General features: G+C 51.0%; 23 protein-coding genes. All 23 read right to left on the bottom strand.

Features of this window, described 5'->3' with window-relative positions:
* Positions 1-34 precede the first annotated feature (34 nt).
* The 23 genes from rpsO to PsAD37_RS02320 all read right to left on the bottom strand — a co-directional run bounded on the left by rpsO (position 35) and on the right by PsAD37_RS02320 (position 23854).
* Positions 35-304, bottom strand: a complete 270-nt coding sequence (rpsO, locus tag PsAD37_RS02430) for a 30S ribosomal protein S15 (RefSeq protein ID WP_057463067.1) — start codon at positions 302-304, stop codon at positions 35-37.
* Between the two features lie 309 nt (positions 305-613).
* Positions 614-1591 (bottom strand): tRNA pseudouridine(55) synthase TruB, encoded by a 978-nt coding sequence (truB, locus tag PsAD37_RS02425; protein ID WP_063294783.1) that lies wholly within the window; start codon positions 1589-1591, stop codon positions 614-616.
* Between the two features lie 98 nt (positions 1592-1689).
* Positions 1690-2127 (bottom strand): 30S ribosome-binding factor RbfA, encoded by a 438-nt coding sequence (gene rbfA, locus PsAD37_RS02420; protein ID WP_063294782.1) that lies wholly within the window; start codon positions 2125-2127, stop codon positions 1690-1692.
* Positions 2128-2234: 107 nt separating this feature from the next.
* Positions 2235-5255: a translation initiation factor IF-2 gene (infB, locus tag PsAD37_RS02415; protein ID WP_063286348.1), complete on the bottom strand. Its 3021-nt coding sequence runs from the start codon at positions 5253-5255 to the stop codon at positions 2235-2237.
* A 7-nt stretch (positions 5256-5262) separates the two neighbouring features.
* A complete protein-coding gene (locus PsAD37_RS02410; RefSeq protein WP_084407637.1) occupies positions 5263-5910 on the bottom strand; it encodes an RNA-binding protein in 648 nt (215 codons plus the stop codon).
* Positions 5911-6040: 130 nt separating this feature from the next.
* Complete coding sequence (nusA, locus tag PsAD37_RS02405) at positions 6041-7738, bottom strand: transcription termination factor NusA (protein WP_057463071.1); 1698 nt, start codon at positions 7736-7738, stop codon at positions 6041-6043.
* A 118-nt stretch (positions 7739-7856) separates the two neighbouring features.
* Positions 7857-8447 (bottom strand): ribosome maturation factor RimP, encoded by a 591-nt coding sequence (rimP, locus tag PsAD37_RS02400; protein ID WP_063294780.1) that lies wholly within the window; start codon positions 8445-8447, stop codon positions 7857-7859.
* 243 nt (positions 8448-8690) lie between these two features.
* Complete coding sequence (gene trmB, locus PsAD37_RS02395; protein WP_063294779.1) at positions 8691-9392, bottom strand: tRNA (guanosine(46)-N7)-methyltransferase TrmB; 702 nt, start codon at positions 9390-9392, stop codon at positions 8691-8693.
* Between the two features lie 66 nt (positions 9393-9458).
* Positions 9459-10643: a methionine adenosyltransferase gene (gene metK, locus PsAD37_RS02390; protein WP_063294778.1), complete on the bottom strand. Its 1185-nt coding sequence runs from the start codon at positions 10641-10643 to the stop codon at positions 9459-9461.
* Between the two features lie 148 nt (positions 10644-10791).
* Positions 10792-11199 (bottom strand): helix-turn-helix domain-containing protein, encoded by a 408-nt coding sequence (locus PsAD37_RS02385; RefSeq protein WP_082596806.1) that lies wholly within the window; start codon positions 11197-11199, stop codon positions 10792-10794.
* A gap of 240 nt (positions 11200-11439) precedes the next feature.
* Positions 11440-13050, bottom strand: coding sequence for an apolipoprotein N-acyltransferase (gene lnt, locus PsAD37_RS02380; RefSeq protein ID WP_063294777.1), 1611 nt, complete (start codon positions 13048-13050; stop codon positions 11440-11442).
* 45 nt (positions 13051-13095) lie between these two features.
* Positions 13096-14247 carry a hemolysin family protein gene (locus PsAD37_RS02375; protein ID WP_208991646.1) on the bottom strand — a complete coding sequence of 384 codons (1152 nt, stop codon included), beginning with the start codon at positions 14245-14247 and terminating at the stop codon, positions 13096-13098.
* Positions 14248-14289: 42 nt separating this feature from the next.
* Positions 14290-14796, bottom strand: a complete 507-nt coding sequence (gene ybeY / locus PsAD37_RS02370) for an rRNA maturation RNase YbeY (protein ID WP_063294775.1) — start codon at positions 14794-14796, stop codon at positions 14290-14292.
* Complete coding sequence (locus PsAD37_RS02365) at positions 14793-15899, bottom strand: PhoH family protein (RefSeq protein WP_370446570.1); 1107 nt, start codon at positions 15897-15899, stop codon at positions 14793-14795. Before PsAD37_RS02365 ends, ybeY begins: the two co-directional genes overlap by 4 nt.
* A gap of 48 nt (positions 15900-15947) precedes the next feature.
* On the bottom strand, positions 15948-17360 hold the full coding sequence (miaB, locus tag PsAD37_RS02360; RefSeq protein ID WP_063294774.1) for a tRNA (N6-isopentenyl adenosine(37)-C2)-methylthiotransferase MiaB: 1413 nt from the start codon (positions 17358-17360) through the stop codon (positions 15948-15950).
* A 157-nt stretch (positions 17361-17517) separates the two neighbouring features.
* Positions 17518-18333: a 1-acyl-sn-glycerol-3-phosphate acyltransferase gene (locus tag PsAD37_RS02355; protein WP_063294773.1), complete on the bottom strand. Its 816-nt coding sequence runs from the start codon at positions 18331-18333 to the stop codon at positions 17518-17520.
* A 9-nt stretch (positions 18334-18342) separates the two neighbouring features.
* The gene (locus PsAD37_RS02350) at positions 18343-18768 is read right to left on the bottom strand and encodes a Fur family transcriptional regulator (protein ID WP_063294772.1); all 426 of its coding nucleotides are present in this window, start codon (positions 18766-18768) and stop codon (positions 18343-18345) included.
* Between the two features lie 149 nt (positions 18769-18917).
* Positions 18918-19403, bottom strand: coding sequence for a ribosomal protein S18-alanine N-acetyltransferase (gene rimI, locus PsAD37_RS02345; RefSeq protein WP_063294771.1), 486 nt, complete (start codon positions 19401-19403; stop codon positions 18918-18920).
* The gene (gene tsaB / locus PsAD37_RS02340) at positions 19400-20080 is read right to left on the bottom strand and encodes a tRNA (adenosine(37)-N6)-threonylcarbamoyltransferase complex dimerization subunit type 1 TsaB (RefSeq protein ID WP_063294770.1); all 681 of its coding nucleotides are present in this window, start codon (positions 20078-20080) and stop codon (positions 19400-19402) included. Before tsaB ends, rimI begins: the two co-directional genes overlap by 4 nt.
* 131 nt (positions 20081-20211) lie before the next feature.
* Positions 20212-20772, bottom strand: a complete 561-nt coding sequence (locus PsAD37_RS02335; protein WP_063294769.1) for a NifU family protein — start codon at positions 20770-20772, stop codon at positions 20212-20214.
* 116 nt (positions 20773-20888) lie between these two features.
* Positions 20889-21383 carry a universal stress protein gene (locus PsAD37_RS02330; RefSeq protein WP_063294958.1) on the bottom strand — a complete coding sequence of 165 codons (495 nt, stop codon included), beginning with the start codon at positions 21381-21383 and terminating at the stop codon, positions 20889-20891.
* Positions 21384-21476: 93 nt separating this feature from the next.
* Entirely contained in the window at positions 21477-22781 is a 1305-nt protein-coding gene (gene hslU, locus PsAD37_RS02325) for an ATP-dependent protease ATPase subunit HslU (protein WP_063294768.1), read from the bottom strand.
* A gap of 11 nt (positions 22782-22792) precedes the next feature.
* The gene (locus PsAD37_RS02320; RefSeq protein WP_063294767.1) at positions 22793-23854 is read right to left on the bottom strand and encodes a hypothetical protein; all 1062 of its coding nucleotides are present in this window, start codon (positions 23852-23854) and stop codon (positions 22793-22795) included.
* Positions 23855-23956 lie beyond the last annotated feature (102 nt).

The following is a 23956-nucleotide window of genomic DNA, read 5'->3' as shown; positions in this document are numbered from 1 at the left end:
CGAGCTTTCGCTGCCGCGCTTTGAATTCTTCGTCTTAGCGACGAATGCCCAGACGCTCAATCAGGGACTGGTAACGAGCAACGTCTTTACCCTTAACGTAGTCAAGGAGCTTACGACGAAGTGCAACCATTTTAAGAAGACCACGACGTGAGTGGTTGTCTTTCTTATGACCCTTGAAGTGGTCAGTCAGAACTGTAATGCGGTGCGTAAGGATAGCAACCTGTACTTCCGGAGAGCCAGTGTCACCTTCTTTGATCGCAAATTCTTTGATCAGTTCAGCTTTTTTTTCAGGCGTAATCGACATCGATTTTTCCTTATCTAATGGCAGTCATACTGCCTCTTATTAAATGCCCAGAAGGCATGCGCTCTTTTACAGAGCTATGTGCTGAGCTCGGGCCGTGCCAAGATGTCGTCTAGCAGGGTCAGGCCAACACATAATAACCGGGTAAGCAGTAGCTTCCCAGCGGCGGGACTATGACTGAAAAACTCTCAAAAAACCAGAAGAATCTTAAGAGGCTTGCAGCCATAAATCGCAGTAGAACAGTTTGCCTTTCAGTGATTGCGCCCCGCGATGATTTACATTCACGTGTGGCGCTCCACTTTCAGAAAGGCATCAGAGATTGAAAACTCGCTTTGGCTTGAACTGACCTTTTGAGACTTCGCCAAAAGCAATCAGCTTGCCTCCAGAAACCACATAGATTTCCTCGGGCCCAATCGGTGCATTTGCACCACGTAGCAAGACAGGATTACCGCGTTTTACCTTCGCAGCAGCATCAGAGGTGATTGGCACCTCTGCAAACTGGTGGAGTGCGACTTCAACTGGCTTGATGTGTCCGATCAGTTCTGAATTTTCGTGGGGATCGAGAACCGGTGGCTCTTCACCTTCTTCTACTTCTACCGCCATAGTTTCTTTAGCGGCACGAAGTTCATCCAGAGTAACCATCTGTTCTTCACCGAATGGTCCTACCAGCAACCGGCGCAGATCGGTGACATAGCCACATGTACCAAGGCGCTCACCAAGGTCACGGGCCAATGAGCGAACATAGGTTCCCTTGCCGCATTCAGCTTCAAAAACCGCACGGTTTACATCTGGACACTCGACCAGATCCAAGCGATGCACCACAATCGTACGTGCATCCAGCTTTACGTCTTCGCCTTCCCGGGCAAGATCGTAAGCACGGTTTCCGTCAACTTTGATTGCGGAGAAAATTGGCGGAACCTGCTCAATGGCGCCACGGAACTCTGGCAGAACCTCGAGGATCTCATCTTGCGTTGGGCGCACATCGGAGGTCTTGACCGGTTCGCCTTCAGCATCATCAGAGGTGGTTTGCGTGCCCCAGGTCACCTCAAAGCGGTAAACCTTTCGTCCATCCATGATGTATGGAACCGTTTTAGTGGCCTCCCCAAAGGCGATAGGCAAGCAGCCGGTCGCAAGCGGATCAAGCGTTCCTGCGTGTCCAACTTTTTCAGGATGAAAAATCCTCTTCAACTGCCCCAATGCATCATTAGAGGTCAGGTTTAGAGGTTTATCCAACACAAGCCATCCGTTTACAGGAAAACGGGGTCTACGTCGCTGCTGTTTGCGCGCCATACTTCTCAGCTCTTAATTCTTTGCATGCGTTGCGCTTCTGAGCGCATACTCTGGCCTGAAACCCACGACTTCTTCTTTAGCAATATGCTTTGTAAAGCTTAGTCGCGGTTTTCATCTTGATCATCATCGTCATCGATGCCACCATCAGCAAAGTCCTTACGGATGCTAGGCTCATGCAGCAGTCGAGTAATCAGATCATCATCGTCAAAACGCGTATCGGCTACAAAACGTAGATCACAAGTGTATTTCATTGTGACGCGTCGAGCGACCTGCCCACGAAGGTACTTCGCGTTGCGTTTAAGTGCAGCGAGGACAACATCAATATCGCGACCACCCATAGGCATGACCAGAACGTCTGCCCATCTCAGGTCAGGCGACATGCGAACTTCCGGCACGGTAACAATAACGCCATCCAGATCAGGATCTGTGATCCGGCCACGTGTAAGAATGTCTGACAGCTCTTTGCGGACAATCTCACCAACACGCAACTGGCGCTGAGACGGCTGACCTGCAAATTCATCGCGTGCTTTTGCCATTTTTATCTCTCAATTTGCTTTGAGTTTGGAACAACAGAGCGCCGACGGGGATAAATCCGCGCCGGCGCTGCTGAATGTTCATTTCGCTCGTTTAGCTCTTCACTCTGTTAGAGGGAGCGAGCGATCTCTTCTACCTGGAAGCACTCGATGACATCACCGACGCGCATATCCTTGTAGTTTGTGAAGTTCATGCCGCATTCAACACCGGATTCAACTTCTTTGACTTCGTCTTTGAAGCGCTTAAGTGTACCCAGCTCACCTTCGTGGATGACGACGTTGTCACGCAGCAAGCGAACCTGTGCGCCACGCTGAACGACACCTTCGGTGACCAGACAACCTGCAACACGACCGATTTTGGTGATGTTGAAGATTTCTTTGATGTCTGCGTAACCGAGGAAGGTTTCGCGACGTTCTGGAGCAAGCATGCCAGACATAGTGGACTTCACATCATCGATGAGGTCGTAAATCACGCTGTAGTAGCGGATCTCGACGCCTTCGCGACGTGCAGCTTCCTGAGCCTGTTTGTTTGCACGAACGTTGAACGCCATGATTGGTGCTTTGGACGCAATCGCCAGAGTGATGTCGCTCTCGGTGATACCACCAACGGAAGCTGCCACAACACGCGCGCCGACTTCGTCGTTGCCAAGTTCTTCAAGCGCACCCTGGATTGCTTCGGCGGAACCCTGCACATCGGATTTGATGATGAGCGGGAATTCTTTTTTGCCTTCTTCCTGCAAGCCCTTCATCATCGCTTCCAGAGAACCACGAGACCCAGCAATACGTGCTGCCATCTTGTCGCGCTTCTGGCGGTGACGATATTCGGAAATCTCGCGAGCACGGCCTTCGTTTTCTACAACTGCAACCATGTCACCAGCGGATGGTGTCGCCTGGAAGCCAAGAACTTCAACCGGTTTGGAAGGACCAGCTTCCTTAACTGGCTTGCCATTCTCATCAAGCATCGCACGAACACGACCCCATTCGGAACCAGCAATGACAACATCACCAACCCGGAGTGTACCCTTCTGAACCAGAACAGTAGCAACTGGACCGCGACCTACGTCAAGCTTAGCTTCGATAACGGTACCTTCAGCGGCACGGTTAGGGTTAGCTTTCAGCTCAAGAACCTCAGCCTGCAGCAGGATCATTTCGATCAACTTATCAAGGTTAGTGCCTTCTTTAGCAGAGACCTCAACATCGATAACGTCACCACCCATGGTTTCTACAACCAGATCTTCACGAAGAAGGTCGTTGCGAACGCGGGAAGGGTCAGCGCCTGGCTTATCCATTTTGTTGATCGCGATGATGAGCGGAACGCCAGCAGCTTTTGCGTGAACAATAGCTTCTTTGGTTTGTGGCATCACACCATCATCAGCAGCAACCACGAGGATCACAACATCAGTGGACTTAGCACCACGAGCACGCATCTGAGTAAACGCTGCGTGACCAGGGGTATCGATGAAGGTGACCTTCTGGCCATTCTGCTCGACCTGGTATGCACCGATATGCTGTGTAATGCCGCCAGCTTCACCGGAAGCAACGTTTTCCTTGCGGAGCGCATCGAGAAGGGACGTCTTACCATGATCAACGTGACCCATGATTGTAACAACCGGTGGACGGTTGGACAGATCAGTGTCGTTGTCTTCAACGGTGAAGAGACCTTCTTCCACGTCAGCTTCAGACACACGTTTTACGGTGTGACCCATCTCTGCGGCGATCAGTTCAGCGGAATCAGCATCGATCACGTCGTTGATTTTCATCATCTGGCCCTGCTTCATCAGCAGTTTGATGACGTCAACAGCACGTTCAGACATACGCTGAGCAAGGTCCTGAATGGTGATCACTTCCGGAAGCACAACTTCACGCGCGACCTTCTCACGAACAACCTTTTGACCCTTACGTTTTTCTTTCTCACGACGACGGCGCATGGATGCCAGTGAACGATTACGACTTTCATCACCACCGGTGGCGCGGGTAATCGTTAGTTTTGACTTACGGCGGTCATCGTTGCCTTTAGGTGTTGGCTTAGCAGCCACAACAGGCTTTTTAGGACGTAGCGCAGGCTTTAGAGCCTTTTTGCTCACTTCCTTACCAGTTTCCATGCTTTCTGCCGGAGCTGCAGAAATTCCACCTGGACGCCCGCCACCTGGACGAGGACCATTCAGATTTGGCGGCTTGCCATCACGCATTGGTGGACGACCACCACGATCACCACCTGGACGAGGACCACGGTCACCTGCCGGGCGTGGACCACGATCACCTGCCGGGCGTGGACCACGGTCACCACCTGGACGAGGACCACGGTCACCTGCCGGGCGTGGACCACGATCACCTGCTGGGCGAGGACCACGGTCGCCACCTGGACGAGGACCACGATCGCCACTGCGCTGAGGACGATCACCGGAACGTGCCGGACGCTCTTCGCGCTGTGCTGGCTTTGGAGCTTCAGCAGCTTTTGCAGCCGCTTCAGCTTCACGCTTCGCTTTCGCTTCAGCTTCGGCCTTAGCACGTACAGCAGCTTCTTCAGCTTCACGCTTAGCGCGAGCTTCGTCTTCTACACGTTGTTTTTCTGCTTCTACAGCGCGCTGTGCAGCCAAGATTTCCTGACGCTTTGCTTCTTCAGCGCGGCGTTTAGCATCTTCGACTTCGCGGACCTTAGCCATTTTAAGCGCTGCGAGACGTGCGTCTGCTTCACCCTTGGTCAAGGTTTTCAGAACGGCACCACCGCCCTGACCGCCACCACCACCGCGACGCTGACCGCCACGCTGGTTGTTATTGTTGTTACGGTTGCCACCGCGACCGCCGCCTTCACCGCGCTTCTGAGCATCACCCGCACCACGGCGAGCTTGCTGAGGACCGCGCTCTTGCTGCTGTCCCTGACGCTTTTCCGGGCGTGACTGGGAGGCTGCAGGAGTTGAAGAGGAAGCTGCAGCAGGTGCAGGTGCTGCGGAGCCTTCTTGGCCCGGCACAACTACACGGCGCTTCTTCTTTTCCACGACGACTGCCTTGGAGCGGCCGTGGGAGAAGCTCTGCTTAACAGTGCCCTTCTCAACACTGCCTCCGCGTTTGAGGCCCAGCGTTTTCTTTTCCCCGCCGGTGGGATTGTCGTGGTTGTCTTTGGTATCGCTCATATTGCCTTCAGTCCTGCGCCACTGCACCCTTTGTACCGTCGTCGTCAGCCATGACAGAAACTTCCCGGAATTGCGCAAGGCGTTGCGCGTGCTTCACGAAGTTTCTGCCTGCCTCGCCGGCCAGCAGTACAGCATGTATAACGTTATCCCGATCCAGATGCGTACTCATCTGTTCCGAGTTAAACAGGCGGATCACGCTGAGACGATCCACCTTGCCAAATCTAGAAGCGGCTAGGGCCGCCAACTTACGCACACCATCTTCAGAGGCTTCAGTGGCGTGCACCAGAGCAAGAACACTCTCCTTTTTGAGAGCTGCCTCGACTTTCGAAAAGCCAACATGTAGGTTGCCAGCTTTTCGGCTCATGGACAGTGCGCCCAGAGCTGCCTGCTCCAGCAGTTTGTCGGTGTGGTCGGCCAAACCGTCTTCAGCGTTTACCTGCTCCTTAAAGCCTCTCGAGAAAGCGCGCCTTTTTATCGCTTCCTGCAAAACAGACTTCTTTGCCGACACCCAAACCCCACGTCCCGGGAGGGTGCCTTTCACATCAACTATAACAGTTTTGTCAGGAGCCATAACGAATCTGAGAAGGTCTGTCACCGGTAGAACTTCACGCGTGACCGCGCAGGTTCGTTCTGTCGGCTCATTTTTTCTCGGCACTTCGTATTCCCAACCCTACTATTGTTGTTATTTTTCATTCAGTTACGGGGATGTAGAAACCCGCAGCCTTTTGCTGCAACTTCAACACACCCCCGTATAAAACTTTTTTCTGCAGTCAAGCGGCTACAGATTATTCAGAGGACTGCTCGCCTTTTGCGTCTTCTGCACCGCTCTCTTGCGCCAATTCCTCGTCGGCGTCAACCACAGTCTCTTCAAATGTTTCGCCTTCGAAGTCTTCTTCTTCGACTTCCAGCTCTTCTTCAGAGACTTCCACAAGGTCTTCCGCAGAGATCCATCCAGCAGCAACACGCGCTGACATCACGACAGCTTCCGCATCAGCACGAGACAGATCGAAACTGCTCAGAGTACCTTCCACGCGAATGGTTTCTTTATCCTTGCGTTCCGTCCAGCCAACAAGATCGTCAGCTGCACAGCCTGCGAGGTCTTCCATGGTTTTGATTTCGTCTTTACCCAATGCAACAAGCATTGCGGATGTAAGACCTGGGACCTGAACCAGCTCATCGGAAACACCAAGCTGACGACGCTCTTCTGCGAGTTTCGCTTCCTGCTCTTCCAGGTACTCACGTGCACGAGCTTGGATTTCGTCGGCTGTTTCTTCGTCGAAGCCTTCAATGGACGAGATTTCGTCGAGGTCAACGTACGCGACTTCTTCTACAGAAGTAAAGCCTTCTGATGCGAGGAGCTGAGAAACCATCTCGTCAACATTCAAGGTATTCTGGAAGAGATCGGAACGAACCTGGAATTCCTTCTGACGACGCTCGGACTCTTCCGCTTCCGTCATAATGTCGATGCCCCAGCCGGTGAGCTGAGAAGCAAGACGTACGTTCTGACCGCGGCGACCAATTGCCAGAGACAGCTGATCGTTAGGAACAACAACTTCGATGCGCTCGGAGTCTTCATCGAGGACAACCTTAGCAACTTCAGCAGGCTGAAGTGCATTTACGATGAAGGTTGCCGCATCATCATTCCAAGGAATGATGTCGATTTTCTCACCCTGAAGCTCACCAACAACAGCCTGAACACGAGAACCACGCATACCAACACACGCGCCAACCGGATCAATAGAACTGTCGTTAGACAGGACTGCGATTTTAGCGCGGGAGCCTGGATCACGGGCAACAGCCTTGATCTCGATAACGCCGTCATAGATTTCCGGCACTTCCTGCGCGAACAGTTTTGCCATGAACTGAGGATGTGTACGAGACAGGAAGACCTGTGGACCACGCTGTTCGCGGCGCACATCAAAGATCAGCGCACGAATACGATCACCATTGCGGAAGATTTCGCGCGGGATCAGTTCGTCACGACGAACGATTGCTTCACCCTTACCGGTGTCGACAACAACATTGCCATATTCAACGCGCTTCACAACAGCGTTGAGCACTTCACCAATACGGTCTTTAAACTCATCGTACTGCTGATCACGCTCAGCTTCGCGGACCTTCTGAACGATGACCTGCTTAGCGGACTGAGCAGCAATACGTCCAAAGTCGAGCGGCGGCAATGGATCTGCCATGAAATCGCCGACTGTTGCATCCGGGTTGCGCTCCTGCGCATCAACCAGAGCAATTTCAGTTGAGATGTTCTCGACAACATCAACGACCTGCAGCAACCGCTGAAGGCGGATTTCACCGGTTTTCGGATTAATCTCGGCACGAACTTCAGTCTCGGTGCCATAACGGGAGCGAGCGGCTTTTTGGATTGCATCCTCAAGAGCAGCAATCACAATGCTACGGTCGATCGACTTTTCGCGGGCGACCGCTTCAGCGATCTGCAGCAGCTCCAAACGGTTTGCGCTGATAGCCATTCCTCGTCAACTCCTTCCACGCCCTGCCTTCCTTCACACCAGCAGGAACATCAAAACAAAAGGGTGGCTCTTTAAAACCGGAACCGCCCATAACCCATTGCGCAACAAGAACAGCTAATCAGTGATTGAGGTAACTGTCGTCGTCCGTAGGCTCCCCACGGGCTGCTTTTGCGGCTTTATCGGCTTTCAATGCCGCATCGACCAGTTCATCAGTCAAAACCAATACGGCTGACCCAATCTCATCCAACGGAAGACGAGCTGCCTCATCCTGACCTTCCTGTACATCGGTCATTCTGATAAGCGCGCATCCATCTTCCACACCGATGATGTGTCCACGATATCTCTTACGCCCAGCTTGCGGCACAGACATTTCGATTTTCGCAACATGTCCGGTCCAGCGCTCGAAGTCGCCTGCGCGAACGAGCGGGCGGTCAATACCTGGAGATGAAATTTCGAGATGGTAGGCACCAGAGATTGGATCGTCCACATCCAGCGCCGGGGAAACTGCGTGGCTGATTTCTTCACAATCTTCAACAGCCATCGTCCCGTCCGGGCGCTCTGCCATGATTTGAAGGGTGCAGCCATTGTTTCCGTTTACACGGATGCGCACCAGCCGATAGCCCAGATCAGCAACGACCGGTTCGACAATTTCAGCTACGCGGGCTTCTAGGCCCTTTTCCTTTATAATCCGGGGATCGGTTTCGTCCACTTGGTACCTATCGTCTTAATGCAAAGACATGCTTAGTGTCTTTGGCAGTTATTTCGGATACCTGAATTTCGACAGTCAGGCATCACTACCGACTTAGCTAATAAAAAAGAGCGGGTCCTTTCGGGGCCCACTCCTCAATGCTCTTAACTGAGCCGATAGAGAACTCTTGCTCTGCAATATAGTCATTTGACCACTGTATGCAACAGAAAATCAAAGATGAGCGCAGACAAAAGCGAGTCCCCTTTAGGTTTTCGTCTCTTGAACCCGTAAAAATGTCAGGTAACGGCCAATTCTACCTTCACGGTGTGCCTTGCGTTCGTACCGCGTACCTGGCCAATTGTTCCATGGTGTACGCCAGTCAGAAGCACATTCGGCGCTCCACTCAAAAGCCGGGTGCCTGCGACAATGGGACAGCGTCCAATCCACATAGGTGTCGATATCGCTGGCAAATCGATATTCACAGCCCGGCTTCAGAGCACGTGCAATGCGCGTCAGATTGATCTGGTTCACAAAGCGACGCTTCCAGTGCTTCTTCTTTGGCCATGGATCTGGGTAAAGCTGATAAGCCATATCCAATGATGCAGCCAGAAGCCAGTCGAGCAACTTACCCGCGTCATCATCAAACAAACGGATATTCTTGAGACCGTGTTCTTCAATGCTGGAGACAGCCTTGATAATGCCAGAGCTAAATGGCTCACACCCGATAAATCCGATTTCAGGATTTTCTCTGGCGCGATGAATTAGGTGCTCAGATCCCCCAAAGCCAATTTCAAGACATACGCTCTTTACTGGGACGGGGAATAACTCTGCCAGATTTTCTGGAGGTGTTTGTGTCAGGTCCAACGCCACTTGTGGCATAACATCCTGAAGCAACTGCGATTGTCGCGGACTTGCTGGTTTTCCGACGCGGCGGCCGAAAAAAGAGCCTTTGTAGTGATCTACCATCGTTCTCATAAACACAAGCAGGCCAGAGGTTGCCCCGGCCAGCTGTTCATTCTCTAGCGTTAGAGGTTAAGCGTAGGCTTTCTCTACAGCATCACGCAGGTTATGGACAAGGTCGATTTTCTCCCAAGAGAAACCACCATCACCTTCAGCTTCGCGGCCAAAGTGGCCGTAGGCTGCTGTACGTGCGTAGATTGGCTTGTTCAAATTGAGGTGCTCGCGAATACCGCGTGGGGTCAAGCTCATGACTTCACGGATTGCAGCTTCAACACGTTCGCCATCAACACGACCTGTACCATGCAGGTTGACGAAGACTGATTGCGGTTCAGCGATACCAATCGCATAAGCCAGCTGAATGGTGCACTTGTCTGCCAAATCAGCGGCCACAACGTTTTTCGCGAGATAGCGAGCAGCGTATGCAGCAGAGCGGTCAACCTTCGTCGGATCTTTACCCGAGAACGCGCCGCCACCGTGTGGAGCTGCGCCGCCGTATGTATCCACGATGATCTTACGACCTGTGAGTCCACAATCGCCATCAGGACCACCGATAACGAACTTGCCGGTTGGGTTGATGTGCCAGATGGTGTTGCTGGTCACCCAATCACCCGGCAGTGCTGCGCGGATGTACGGTTCGACAACAGCACGCACATCATCAGATGTCATGGTTTCATCCAGATGCTGAGTGGACAGCACGATGGACGTTGCCTCTACAGGCTTACCATCCTCATAGCGAATGGAAACCTGACTCTTCGCATCTGGACCAAGCATCGGCTCGTTGCCAGATTTGCGAGCATCTGCCAGCAAACGCAGGATCTTATGGGAGTATAAGATTGGAGCAGGCATCAGCTCTTCAGTTTCGCGACATGCGTAACCAAACATAATACCCTGATCGCCGGCGCCTTCGTCCTTGTTGTCAGCAGCGTCTACGCCCTGAGCAATATCAGCGGACTGGCCATGCAAAAGAACCTGAACATCCAGGTCTTTCCAATTAAAGCCGGCTTGCTCATACCCGATATCCTTTACAGCAAGGCGGGCAATGTGAGCCAAATATTCTTTTGTGAGAGAGGCCGGGCCGCGGGTCTCACCTGCAATAACAAGCTTATTTGTTGTTGCAAGCGTTTCACACGCTACACGGGCTTCTGGCATTTCCTTTAGAAATGCGTCTACGATCGTATCTGAAACGCGATCGCAGACTTTGTCGGGATGGCCTTCTGAAACCGATTCCGACGTGAACACGTAGTTCTGACGAGCCATTGGCAAACGTCCTTCTGGGAAGAAAAATATAATTGAAGCGACGGCATATCCGTCGCTTCTGGTGTTACATCAAACAAGGAATGTCGATTACGTCAAGAGATTTAGATCAAAATTACCGGAGAATTGCGAAATTTTACGGATCACAAACTTAATCTTCATCCCCAGCAAGACTCTTGACGAGCTCTACAACCTTTTTGCGAACTTTCGGGTTTTCTATACGAACGAAAGCCTTGTTGAGAGCTAAACCATCAGAAGATGACAAAAAGTCGACGACGTATGTGGTTTGTGGATTATCACCAACACCAGGCGTCTCATCCGGGGTTCCCGGAGCATCTTCGAAGAAAAAGGCGACAGGCACTTTCAGAATGGTCGCAATGTGCTGCAAGCGGCTTGCACCAATCCGGTTGGTCCCTTTTTCATACTTCTGGATTTGCTGGAATGTAATACCAAGGCTTTCGCCAAGTTTTTCCTGACTCATGCCAAGCATCATGCGGCGCAAACGTACACGGCTGCCGACATGAATATCGATAGGGTTTGGTGCTTTTTTGCTGGGCATTATCAAAGGCCCTCTTCTTTGGTTTTTTACGGTGCCTTACCGTGGGTTTTTATTTAAACGAGAGCGCATTTCAGCAACTCTCGCAAGAACGCAATTCATCAAACCTGCATTTCGACTATTGCCAAAACAACCTCTGACAGAGGCATCGGTGGCAGGCCCATAAGGTTTTTTTGAGGCCAAATCTGACGATCCAGACGAAAACCTTTACGTGTATTAGATGACGACATTTGCGTGCATTCGTCAATCTCTACGGGTAGGTAATAATTTCTCCATCACCAATAGGAGACTAACAACTACTAGAATAATTCCCCAAAAAATTGAATCACCCACCCTCACGTAAGGCGTGGGTCTTAGTATTTTAGGCAATTCCCTATTGAAACTACCTTTTTTATTTAGAACAACTTCTGCGAGTATTCTACCATTGGAATCTACTAGACTGGAAATACCAGTATTTGCAGCTCGCACCAACGGCACGCCTTGTTCAACTGCTCTAATTCTTGCCTGTGCTAAATGTTGGTATGGACCTGCTGTTTCACCAAACCATCCGTCATTCGTTAGATTTACGAGCAAGTTAGGTCGCTCAGATACAGGCAGAACAGTTTGCGGGAAGATTGCCTCATAACAAATCAGGGGCTGGAAACTAAGTGAATTTTTTAAATCTATTTTTTTGTGCCGCGTCCCTGCAGTAAAATCTGCTGGAGCCGGAACAAGGCGCTCCACACCAATGGATTGTAGAAGCCAGCGTTTTGGCAAATATTCCCCGAACGGAACCAACCGCACTTTGTCATAGATATCTATGAGTGCACCTTCGTCTGACACAACAAAAGTACTGTTAAAAAAGAGATTCCCGTTCTCGGACAGTTCGCGGCGAATACCACCTGTAATCAACATAGTATTTTGGGGAAGCATGGCTCCGATGGCCTCCAGAGCCCCTGGTTCCTCATCCAGCAGGAATGGAAAAGCTGATTCAGGCCAGAAGATGAGGGTCTCGGTATCCAGTTTCAGCTCGGAAAGCGCTTGCTGTGTTTGCTGAAGATAGAGCGGTAGGAGTCTTTGTCTGTTCTCAGGCTTCCACTTGTCCGCTTGAGGTACATTGGGTTGTATTACCAGCACCTGAAGCCCTTCAACCGCCTGTTGAGGAGCCTGCAACCTATTCGTTCCGTATGCAACCACGCCGGCCCATACAAGCACACACGCGGAGATATAGGCAGCAGCAGCCTTACGCCTCTGGTCAATCAGCACAACAGGCATCGAAAACAGGAACAACACAAGAAAACCAACACCGTAAATTCCCAAGGCAGAGAAGCTTTGCATCAGCGTCAGGTTTTCGGCAAAGGCATAGCCCCACACATTCCATGGGAAACCTGTCAGCATGTGCCCACGCAGCCAGTTGGAAAGAGCTAAAGCAACCACAAAAAGCAGAATACGTGAGACCCCATGCGTCCAGAATAAGGAAGCCCCGCCCAACACCAATGACGGGATCAAAGCAAGACCGCCGGGTAGTATGACCAGCGCGAAGGGGATCATCCAAGCGTAGCTCTTTGCGTCGACGAGAAACGCTTCTGCAATCCAGAACAATCCAATCAGGAAGAACCCGAAGAAAAACGCCCAGGAAACACGAAAGAACGCAAAAAAACGGGTTTTCCGTCGATCTGCGGTTTGACCCCTTGCTCCATCAAGAAGAAGGATCAGTAGTGGCAACGTCACCCAAAGGATAGGAAAAGCCCCGTAAGGAGGGAACGCAAAGGCAGATGCTACTCCTCCTGCAAAAGCAAAAAGTCCGTGTCTCCACCCTGATAATTCCCGAAGACTGCTTATCAGAGTTCGAGACTTATCAATGGCAGAGACCATTCCCCACTCCCGAATGTCATAGGTAAAAATTCAATTTTGTGCTGCTTATTCTGCAGCTTCCGGCCTGCGTGGGCGTATTCTCTGAACTGCCACGCGTTGATCAACCCGACGCTTGGAAATACGAAGGCGTTTGATACGGCGCAAGTCAGCATCAATTACTTCGAACTCGAAGGCTGGCAAGGTCTTATCTATAATCAACTCACCGCGAACCGGAACCCTGTCCAAAATAGAGAACAGCAGACCACCAAGCGTGTCCACTTCTTCTGTCTGCTCTTCGACGAGCTTGAAATCTGCTCCGAGCTCTTTCTGAAGGTCTTCCAGATCAATTCTAGGGTCAACTACCCAAACACCCGGGCTGACATTCATGATAAGTTCTTCTTCGTCCTTATCATGCTCATCTTCAATGTCACCAACCACAGTCTCAACGATATCCTCAAGTGACACGAGGCCGTCGGTTCCACCGTATTCATCGATCACAAGCGCCATCTGTACTCGGGTTACCTGCATCTTCTTCATCAAGTCAGAAGAAGACATGGATGGAGGCACAAAGTGCAGAGGCCGGATCAGGCCTGTCGCGTTCAATGGTGTTGAGAGATCAACACAAGACAAATCGAGCAGCGACTTTTCTTCTGTCGATTTCTCGGAGGAGTTCTTTTCTGGTTTCACCAAGGTCAAAGGCACATCGGTCTTCTTGGCTTTTACAGCCAACTCGACGAAGTAGGACATCAAGTCCTTGATGTGGACCATGCCTCGCGGATCATCCAGATTGTCATGATAAACAGGCATACGAGAGTGGCCGGACGCCCTGAACAAGGCCATCACCTGACCAATTGTCGTTGTATCTTCCACGGCCTCAATATCGGCCCGTGGGATCATGACATCTTCAACTCGAGATTCGCGCATTTGGAGGATGTTTGTCAGCAACTCCCGCTCTTCCTTAGTGAAAGCAGCATCAGCACCTTCACTATCGCGGGCGAGTTCATCTTCCAAATCTTCGCGCAATGAAACAGCCGCGCTTCTTCGGAAACCTCTAAACGGGTTCAGTTTTGATTTCAGCCTGGTCAGGACACCAGGCTTCATCGCTTGTGGCTCAGAGGTATCTTCGGCAACAGCTGTGCCGGTACTACTTGCAGGCTCTACAGTTTCGGCCTGAACGGAGGTGCTTGCACCTTCTGTACTTCGAGGTTCCGGGCTCATCTCTCTCTCGTTGTTCCCCATATTCACCGTGAATACCAGGGGTTATTTATCTGCCGATAATGGCGCATCTTTGTATGGATCGGGGATTTGTAAGCTCGCCAAAATCAGGCGTTCTTCCGCTTCCATTTCTTCCGCTTCCTCATCTATTTGGTGATCAAATCCAAAAAGATGAAGGGTTCCATGAACAATAAGATGAATCAGATGGTGTTCAAATGGAATTTCAAGCTCTACAGCTTCGCGCTTTACCGTCTCTTTTGCAATAATAATATCACCTAATAGCGGGCCGAATGGTGGCTCTTCGCTATCATCTCCCGGAAAAGACAAGACGTTCGTTGGCTTGTCCTTCTCGCGCCACATCTTATTCAGATCCTGAATATGGGCATCATCGGTGAAGACGAGAGAAACTTCTGTGTTTTCTATTACACTCAGCTCACTTGTTTCAAAAGCGGCGGCGATTGCTTTTTCAGCAATCACTTCCAATAATTCTTCACTCTCCCAATCGCCTGCTTCAATCAGCAGGTCGATGTGTACCGGGCAAGCTGCGTTCATTCCTGAGAGCCTTGCTCTTCGTTTGCCTTGGCAGCCTCTTCAGCTTGCCTGCGTTCTTTGGCTTCCAACCGGCGGCGGCTATCATTGTCGTAAGCGCCTACGATACGCGCCACCAACTCATGACGAACAACATCACTCTCTGTGAAGTCCACGCGAGAGATACCTTCGACGCCACTCAGAATTTTCATGGCCTCACGTAACCCGGACATCTGGCCCGGAGGCAAGTCGACCTGACTCGGATCTCCTGTCACGATCATCTTTGAGTTTTCACCCAAGCGAGTCAGGAACATCTTCATCTGCATCGTCGTCGTATTCTGGGCTTCATCGAGAATAACGATCGCGTTGGACAGCGTGCGGCCACGCATGAATGCGAGGGGTGCAACTTCAATCATGCCGCTTTCCAAGCCGCGTTCCAGCTTTTCCGGTGCCATCATCTCGTTGAGGCCATCGTACAGCGGGCGCAAATATGGATCGACCTTATCCTTCATGTCACCCGGCAAGAAGCCGAGACGTTCGCCAGCTTCAACAGCTGGGCGGGACAGGATCATGCGATCAATCTCACCACGCTCCAGCAATGCAGCTGCGTATGCAACCGCAAGGAAGGTTTTACCTGTACCAGCAGGGCCAACGCCAAATGTCAAATCAGAACGATCCATTGCCCGGATATAAGCATCCTGAGCGGCTGTTCTGGCAACCAGTGTTTTGCGGCGCGTTGCGATCTGCGCAAATGCCATGCGAGACTTGGGTTCCATCGTTGGCAGAGAAAGCTGCGCTTCAGCAACTTCTGCCAGACGGATTGCGCCATCAACATCGCCAGGCGTGATGTCGTGACCACCCTGAAGACGCGTATAAAGCGACTCGAGAGCAAGCTTAGCCTGCTCTGTTGACGTTTTATTACCGCGAATAGTGATCTGATTGCCGTGTGCGACTGCCTCAACACCTAACCGCTGTTCAATCAGCGCAAGGTTCTGGTCGAACTGACCGAACAGATCGCTCACAAGCCTATTGTCTTCGAATGCCAATACCACATGCATCATATCTGATGCCGCAATGGGGCGCATGGCCGTCCTTGAAGCGGACGTTGTCTGGGCTCTGCCCTTCAAATAATGCCTCCGTTCGCTTTTACGCGAGAATCTGGGAGCATCATGCACCTAAACAAGGCGGCCTTCCAGACTATTTGCGCTGGCAGCGACAATTTCTACTGATCTGATTTCACCATACAGGTCCAACGGCGCATTTACATGAACTGGCTGGAGCCAAGGTGAACGACCTGCAAGTTGACCTTCTCTGCGGCCTTCCTTCTCAAACAGTACATCAATTGTTTTGCCAATCAATGACGCATTGAAGTCTTTTTGCTGGGTGCTGAGCAGGTCTTGCAATTCTGCCAGACGCTCGGACTTCACTCGCTCGTCGATCTGCTCTTCCAGTGTTGCACCCGGAGTACCCGGGCGCGGGCTATATTTGAAGGAGAATGCAGAGCCATAGGTGACGCGGCGGATCAAATCCAGAGTGTCTTTGTGATCCTGATCAGTCTCGCCCGGGAAACCAACGATAAAGTCGCCGGAGAGTGCGATATCATCACGCGCTTCGCGAATGCGGTCGATCAGACGGAAGTAGTCATCACGGGTGTGTTTGCGGCTCATTGCCTTCAGGATCGCATCGGACCCGGACTGAACTGGCAAATGCAGATAAGGCATCAGAGTATCAAGATCACGATGGGCTGCAATCAGGCTGTCTTCCATATCCCTTGGGTGGGACGTGGTGTAGCGCAAGCGCTCAATGCCGTCGATCTTTGCCAGACGGAACAGAAGCTCACCAAGGCCCCATTCACGGCCATCTGGACCTTCACCGTGCCATGCGTTGACGTTCTGACCAAGTAATGTCACTTCACGGACACCAGCAGCTGCCAAGCGCTCGGTTTCCATGACAATCTGCTCAACCTTACGAGAGACTTCAGCACCGCGAGTGTATGGCACCACACAGAAAGTGCAGAACTTATCGCAACCTTCCTGAACGGTCACAAATGCAGTGACACCACGCTTGCGGACTGCTTCCTTGGAAGGTGTTGCGAGGTGTTTGAATTTTTCCTGAATATCAAACTCTGTCTCAACGACCTTTGACCCATTGGATGCGCGGTTCAGCAACTCTGGAAGGCGGTGGTATGACTGAGGGCCAACAACAAGGTCAACAATAGGCGCTCGGCGAGAAATCTCCGCACCTTCAGCCTGAGCGACACAGCCGGCGACAGACACCATCATCTGCTTGCCGTCTTTGGCTTTCGCTTCTTTCAACTTACGGATACGGCCAAGTTCAGAGTAAACCTTTTCGGCCGCCTTCTCGCGAATGTGGCAGGTGTTCAGGATAACCAGATCCGCATCATCCGGATTTTCTGTTTTAACGTAACCATCGTTGCTCAGCGCGTCGTTCATACGATCGGAGTCGTAGACGTTCATCTGACAGCCATAGGTCTTGATGAAAACCTTACGGGTCGCTTCGGTTTTGTCGAGCGCCTCCGCAGTTTTTTCGGATTGGCTCAGGTTTTCGTTTTCTACTAGGTTATCCATTAAATCCTCAAGTGGATCTGCTGCCGGAGTATCTTCTTTTTCTAATGCCCAGCAATTCGAGCGCACCTGCCTATTTCATCAGCAACGTCAGCTCGTCATTTTTAGAATTTCGGAGAGCTTTACTCTGTTTTACGCTGAAAGAGAAGCCTTGTCTTGTTCAGGTTTGAGCCTGCTCTTCTTGTTTGGGACCATTTCCCTGCAATGCTTCTATGGTCATCCCTCTGACCTGCTCTTCCAAATCGCGCGTTAAGCGTTTGCGATTAGTTGCTTTTTCGATAGGAACGGGAGTTCCCCATGTCAAATCAACATCTAATCCGCCTTCTTTAATGACAGACCAGAGATGGCCAGCGAGTACCATGTCGCCGTACCAGGCAACATGCGCGCGCCAGAAACGTCCCATTGGCATGCCTTGCAGGCGCGTATAGGCAATTGAGAGAGGCTGCACATAAGCAACATCTTTTTCACCGACATTCATTGCGTGATGAACAGCCCCCACCAGTGCAGATCTGAATGGCAGTACTTCATTGCCATTGCTGGATGTGCCTTCGGCAAACAACACCATCGCATCGCCTTGAGCCATGCGCTTAGCGACTTCCTGAGCGACACGACCAGTATCAGTTCTGCGCTGTCGATTGACAAAGACTGTCCGTTGGAGCTTAGCAAACTGACCAAATATCGGCCATCCAGCAACTTCAGACTTAGCGATAAAGCTCAGTGGCTTGGTGCATCCGATAACGACAATATCCAGCCAGGAGCAATGATTGGACGTTACGAGAAGAGGGCGTTCCAACGCCATTTCCCCATGCTGCTGGATGCGCAGCCCAATCAGACGAGACGCTATTTTGTGCCAAAGCAGAGGAATTTGCCGCTGAATGCGCCAACCTAGCTTCATTGCGACCCACTGAGGGGGAACGAGGGTTAGCGTTAAGAGTGTTAGTGCGGCAAGTATGCAAACTGCCCTGACAGTTGCCATGCACGGCCCCTATTTTTCGGCTAACGGAATACCGTAGAGCTCCAGGCGATGATCAACCAGTTTGAAGCCCAGCTTACGCGCGACTTCTTCCTGCATTTTTTCGATTTCTTCGCTGCGGAACTCAATCACGTCGCCTGTGCGCAAATCGATCAGGTGATCGTGGTGTTCATCAGAAACGGTTTCGTATCTGGAGCGGCCATCGCGGAAATCGTGACGTTCAATAATACCGGAATCTTCGAAAAGCTTCACTGTGCGGTAAACAGTTGAGATAGAGATCTTTGGATCGATCTTGGAGGCTCTTCTGTAAAGCTCTTCCACATCTGGGTGGTCTTCAGCAGACTGAATTACATCAGCAATCACGCGGCGCTGTTCTGTCATCCGCATACCCTTATGAGCACACATTTCAATCAGCGTCATTTTTTCTTCTGCCGTCATTTGCCCCAATTCCTCAAAATCACACAGGCACCACAGTTCCAGTCTGCGTTGGTATCCTAGCCCTCAAAACTGTGAGAGAAAAGAACCAGTTTCACTGTAACGCGGTTTGAGCGTGAGCTAAAAGCCTCATCTCACATGCGTAGTGTCGCTTAAACGAGATCGCAACGCATAACAAGCGCTGTTCCACTGCCTTCGCTAGCCGCATAATACGCTTTTCTTTCTCCAACCTGCTTGAAGCCCAAGTTTTTATAAAGCTTCAGCGCGGAGCTGTTCGTGTCATCCACTTCCAAGAACAGTGCTTCGGAACGATCAGAGTAAAGCTGGAAAATGGCGGCTTCCATAAGTTTCCGCCCTATCCCCTTTTTTTGATGCTTCGGGGAGACTGCAATAGTCAAGACTTCGGCCTCTCCTGCAATCGAACGGATCACGACAAAGCCCAGATCGGCTTTTCCAGTCACACCAGATGTGCGGGCAGACAGGAAGAAAACGCCTTTTTGCTCAAAGATTGCGGCAAGTTCTGCTGTACCCCAATCCTGCCTGAAGCACTCGGCATGAAGTTTCGCCAGTTTAGGCAGGTCGTCTTTCTCAGCACACTCGATAACCGGCGGCTTTTCTGATGTCCACCAGGACTTCATTGACGACGAACCTTTCCTTTCTCACCCGGAATAGCATCAGGAGCCCGAAGGTAGAGTGGCATCGGAGCTTTATCCTGACGCTTTGCACCTTTACCGAGCTTTGCGATGTAGTCAATCGATGCAGCAGCGGCATCATTACAAACGCGAGACTTATCTACGCCTGTAGCATTGGCGACAGCCTGTGCAGCAGAGCCTGCCAGAATGGTCTCAGCATCGAGACTGTGTGCGAGGTCCTTGACGGTTGAAACGCGAGCCTCTCCAATCGGAGCACCAGTTTCATCAAAATTTTGACAGTAGACTTCATTACGGCGCGCATCGAGAACCACCAGAATTGGTTTTCTGACGGGAGCAGCGTCCAAAGATTCGTGTGCGATTGCGGCCAATGTTGTGACCGAAACAACAGGCTTTTCGAGAACGAGACCAAAGCCACGCGCAATGGAAAGGCCGACACGTAGACCTGTAAAACTGCCCGGACCAACATTCACAACAATGCGGTCCAGTGAGTTAAACGTTGTCGAGGAGTCCGTCATGACACTCGCAACCATGCCCATAATGCGTTCGGCATGACCTCGTCCGAGGTCTTCGCATTGGGAGACAATATCCGGCACTCCGCCTTCATCGGTTAAAACGGCGGCAGCACAGGTACTTAGTGCGGTATCAATAGCAAGCAGCTTCATAAGTTCGGCTTATCGTTAGGGCAGCTGGTTGTCGAGCAACCAATTCGTTTAACACCCGAAGTATTTTGGGGCCTTGCAGCAAAAAGGGCAGCTGGTGCTGCCCTGTTTCAGAAGATTTACATTAGCAAAAACTACATTTGTCTAACTTCTTGAACTTCTGGGATGAAATGCCGCATCAGGTTCTGAATACCATGACTAAGCGTTGCCGTTGAGGATGGGCAACCTGCACAGGCGCCGCGCATACTCAAATAAACGATACCCTCACGATATCCCCTGAATGTTATGTCGCCACCATCTTGAGCAACTGCAGGGCGTACGCGGGTTTCGAGCAGCTCCTTGATCATGTTTACAGTCTCTTCGTCTTCCGCATCGAAGAACTCTTCTCCTGTATCGCCATCACCAGCTTCCTCACCTTTCAGGATCGGGGTGTTGGCCATGAAGTTTTCCATGATCGCACCAAGAATGGCCGGGCGCATATGCTGCCAATCAGTCTCATCCTTGGTTACGGTGATAAAGTCATGGCCAAAGAAGATGCCAACAACGCCTGGAATAGTAAAAAGCTTCTCCGCCAGCGGTGATATTGTGGCTTCTCCTGCCGAGCGAAAATCGCGTGTGCCTTCCGACAAGACTACGCGGCCAGGCAAAAACTTGAGAGTTGCCGGATTTGGTGTCGCTTCGGTCTGAATGAACATGGTTTTGTTTCCGATTTTTATGCCAAAGAGCTTTCGCAAGCAGTCGCAGCACAGTTTACACTACTTAACGCTTCAGCAATGACTGTTTTCAAGTTCTATATGATAGGTAAACCTGATCAGGCAAGAGCATCTAGTGCATCATCGTCCAAATTACCTGGTACGATGGTTGTCGGAATCGGGAATGTTCCAGCCGATTTGCCCGCAATGGATGAAACAAGAGGCCCTGGGCCTTCTTTGCTGGTTCCTGCTGCCAATACAAGAATCGCAATATCTGCATCTTCTTCAATCAGGTCAATGATCTCATCTGACTGATGACCTTCGCGCACAACCAACTCTGGTTCTGTCCGTGCAGCAGCTCTCACTCTTTCGGCAGCTTTTGCCAAAATGGTGTCTGCGTTATCACGCGCTTCCTGACGCATGATGTCCTCAACCCCTAGCCAATGCTGGAAGTTTCCGGGTGCAATGACAAAGAGCAAGAGAACGACGCCGCCGGTACGGGCCGCACGCTTTGAGGCATAAACGATGGCTCGACCACATTCTGGAGTGTCATCGACTACAACCAGAAACTTTCGGTCGTGACCTTCTTCATTACTTTTGCGAATAGCTACCATGTCGGCATGCTGCCACTTGAGGTGGTATGCGGCAAGTATTTTTCCTTGCCACATTCCGTTAGGTTTTCTTTTTCCGACTGATTTTTTCGTCAGTTAGAGGATGAACTGAGACAAATCGACATTCTTGGCCAGTTCACTCACATTCGACTTCACGTAGGCTGCATCAATTGTGACCTGCTCACCAGACTTGTCTGGTGCGGCGAAGGAAATCTCATCCAGTACACGCTCCATCACAGTCTGCAGCCGGCGAGCACCTATGTTTTCGACCGTCGCATTCAAATCAACAGCAACTGTCGCGATCTCGTCGATTGCATCCTCGGTAAATTCGATACTCACGCTTTCCGTTGCCATCAATGCAACATACTGCTTGATCAGGCTGGCTTCGGTTTCTGTCAGGATCTTGACAAAATCTTCTTTCGTCAGCGCTTTCAGCTCAACACGGATCGGAAGACGGCCCTGAAGTTCAGGCAGAAGGTCTGATGGTTTTGAGACGTGGAATGCACCAGATGCGATGAACAGAATGTGGTCTGTTTTCACCGGGCCATGTTTTGTTGAAACAACAGTACCCTCGATCAATGGCAGCAAGTCACGTTGAACGCCTTCGCGGGAAACATCACCACCATTACGGCCATCTTTCCCGCAGATTTTATCGATCTCATCGAGGAAAACAATGCCGGAGTTTTCAACCAGCTCAATTGCCTCTTGAACAACCTTCTCTTCATCAAGAAGCTTGTCGGACTCCTCTGCCAGAAGCAGCTTGTGGCTATCTTTGACGTTTGTGCGTTTCGGCTTGGTCTGACCACCAAATGCTTTGCCCAGCATATCAGAGATATTCATGACACCGACGCTGCCCCCTGGCATGCCAGGAATATCGAAGCTTGGCATCTGTGGGTTGGCACGCACCTCAACTTCAATCTCTTTGTCGTCAAGGTCGCCTTCACGCAGCTTCTTGCGGAATGTATCACGGGTGGCCGGGCTAGCATTGTTGCCGACCAACGCATCCAGAACACGCTCTTCAGCAAGAACATGTGCTTTTGCTTCGACTTCTTTGCGGCTTTGCTCGCGCACAAGTGCAATGCTGGATTCGACCAGGTCACGCACGATCTGCTCTACATCACGGCCAACGTACCCCACCTCGGTAAACTTGGTTGCTTCAACTTTTGTGAAAGGAGCATTCGCAAGCTTTGCTAGGCGACGAGAGATCTCAGTCTTACCGACACCGGTCGGGCCGATCATGAGAATGTTCTTTGGTTGAACTTCTTCACGCAACTCATCATCGAGCTGCTGACGACGCCATCTGTTGCGCAGTGCAATCGCGACCGCGCGTTTCGCGTCATGCTGGCCGATGATGTAGCGATCAAGTTCACTAACGATTTCCCGAGGAGAGAAATTTGTCATTTTCTTACTTTCTAGTTCCGGATAGGTGGCAGATATGTAGTGAGTGTGGTTCCTGCAAGAGGGCGCATGACGATCCGTCGCGCCACGTTCCAACCTGAACCGAGTAGCAAAACAAAACTCCCAAGCAATACAAGGGAGATAGCAGTTAGCTGCGATGCAGAAAAGTCGGCAGACTCCAGCAAATAGGCTAATGCAAAGCCTAGGTAACTCAGCGCTGCAACCAGCATTGCACGACGGTCGATGATGAGAGCAACCGCACCAAATGCCAAGACAACAGCAATGGAGACCAAGGCATAAGCTTCTGTCTGCTGTTCAAAGTACATTCCACTCAAGATGGAATGAACGATAAGCGGGGCAGCAAGCAGGTGAAGCCAAAAGGCCTTGTCTGTGTTGAGTGTTTCCCGCTTGGTGTCTTTGGTGTCAAAGTTCATCGCACAAGCGAATGCAAACAGACCGCAGACCAGCGAAACCCAGGACAGATAATCAAGAATTTTCGTGTCAGTTACCAGTGTCAATGCGCCTACGATCAAGCCCATGATCCCCGCAACAATGACGGTCAGTGTGATTGGCACCTTAAAGCGCCAGTAAAACAACGAAGCGCCCACTAAAGCGAAGATGGAACTCAGAATGACCTGAGTGGCCTCGGAGTCGTTGTTCAGAACATCTGGTGTGAACAGGCCAAATCCAACAAATGCAATTGAACCTCCAAACAATCCTGTCAGTAGAATTGAAGGAAGAGCGAGATTCTTAATCTTGGTGAACCATTCAGCCAGCACCCATGTGATGATGGCAGCAGCAACAGCAACAGCAGCTGTAGGAAGACCGCCTTGAGTGAGCGGCTCACCGAGCCCAATACCGTAGCCAGCAAAAAGAATTAGGATACCGAGGCTAATGAAAATGTCATGAAAGCCACGAGTAAACCGGACTTCTTCCGGGTCGTGAAGGCTCTCAGACGTTTGTTGGTTCTGAATGTTTTCTGCTTGAAGAGATAAATAGGAGACGAGCTTATCAGCTTGATCTGCGCTGATAATTCCTGCGGAGATGGCTCCGGTAAGAGATGCTCTTGATATCATCAGTTCCTCGTCAAATCAAAATGGAACAATAAAAGCTTCAAGTATCCTTGGCTTAGCAAATTAAGCTGATCTAAAAGTGTCTTGAACGCAGAACTGGAGATC

The sequence above is a fragment of the Pseudovibrio sp. Ad37 genome, assembly GCF_001623075.1.
Taxonomy (GTDB): Bacteria; Pseudomonadota; Alphaproteobacteria; order Rhizobiales; family Stappiaceae; genus Pseudovibrio.
Note: the sequence above shows the minus strand (reverse complement) of the source record. Positions and strands in the feature narration are given on the sequence as shown.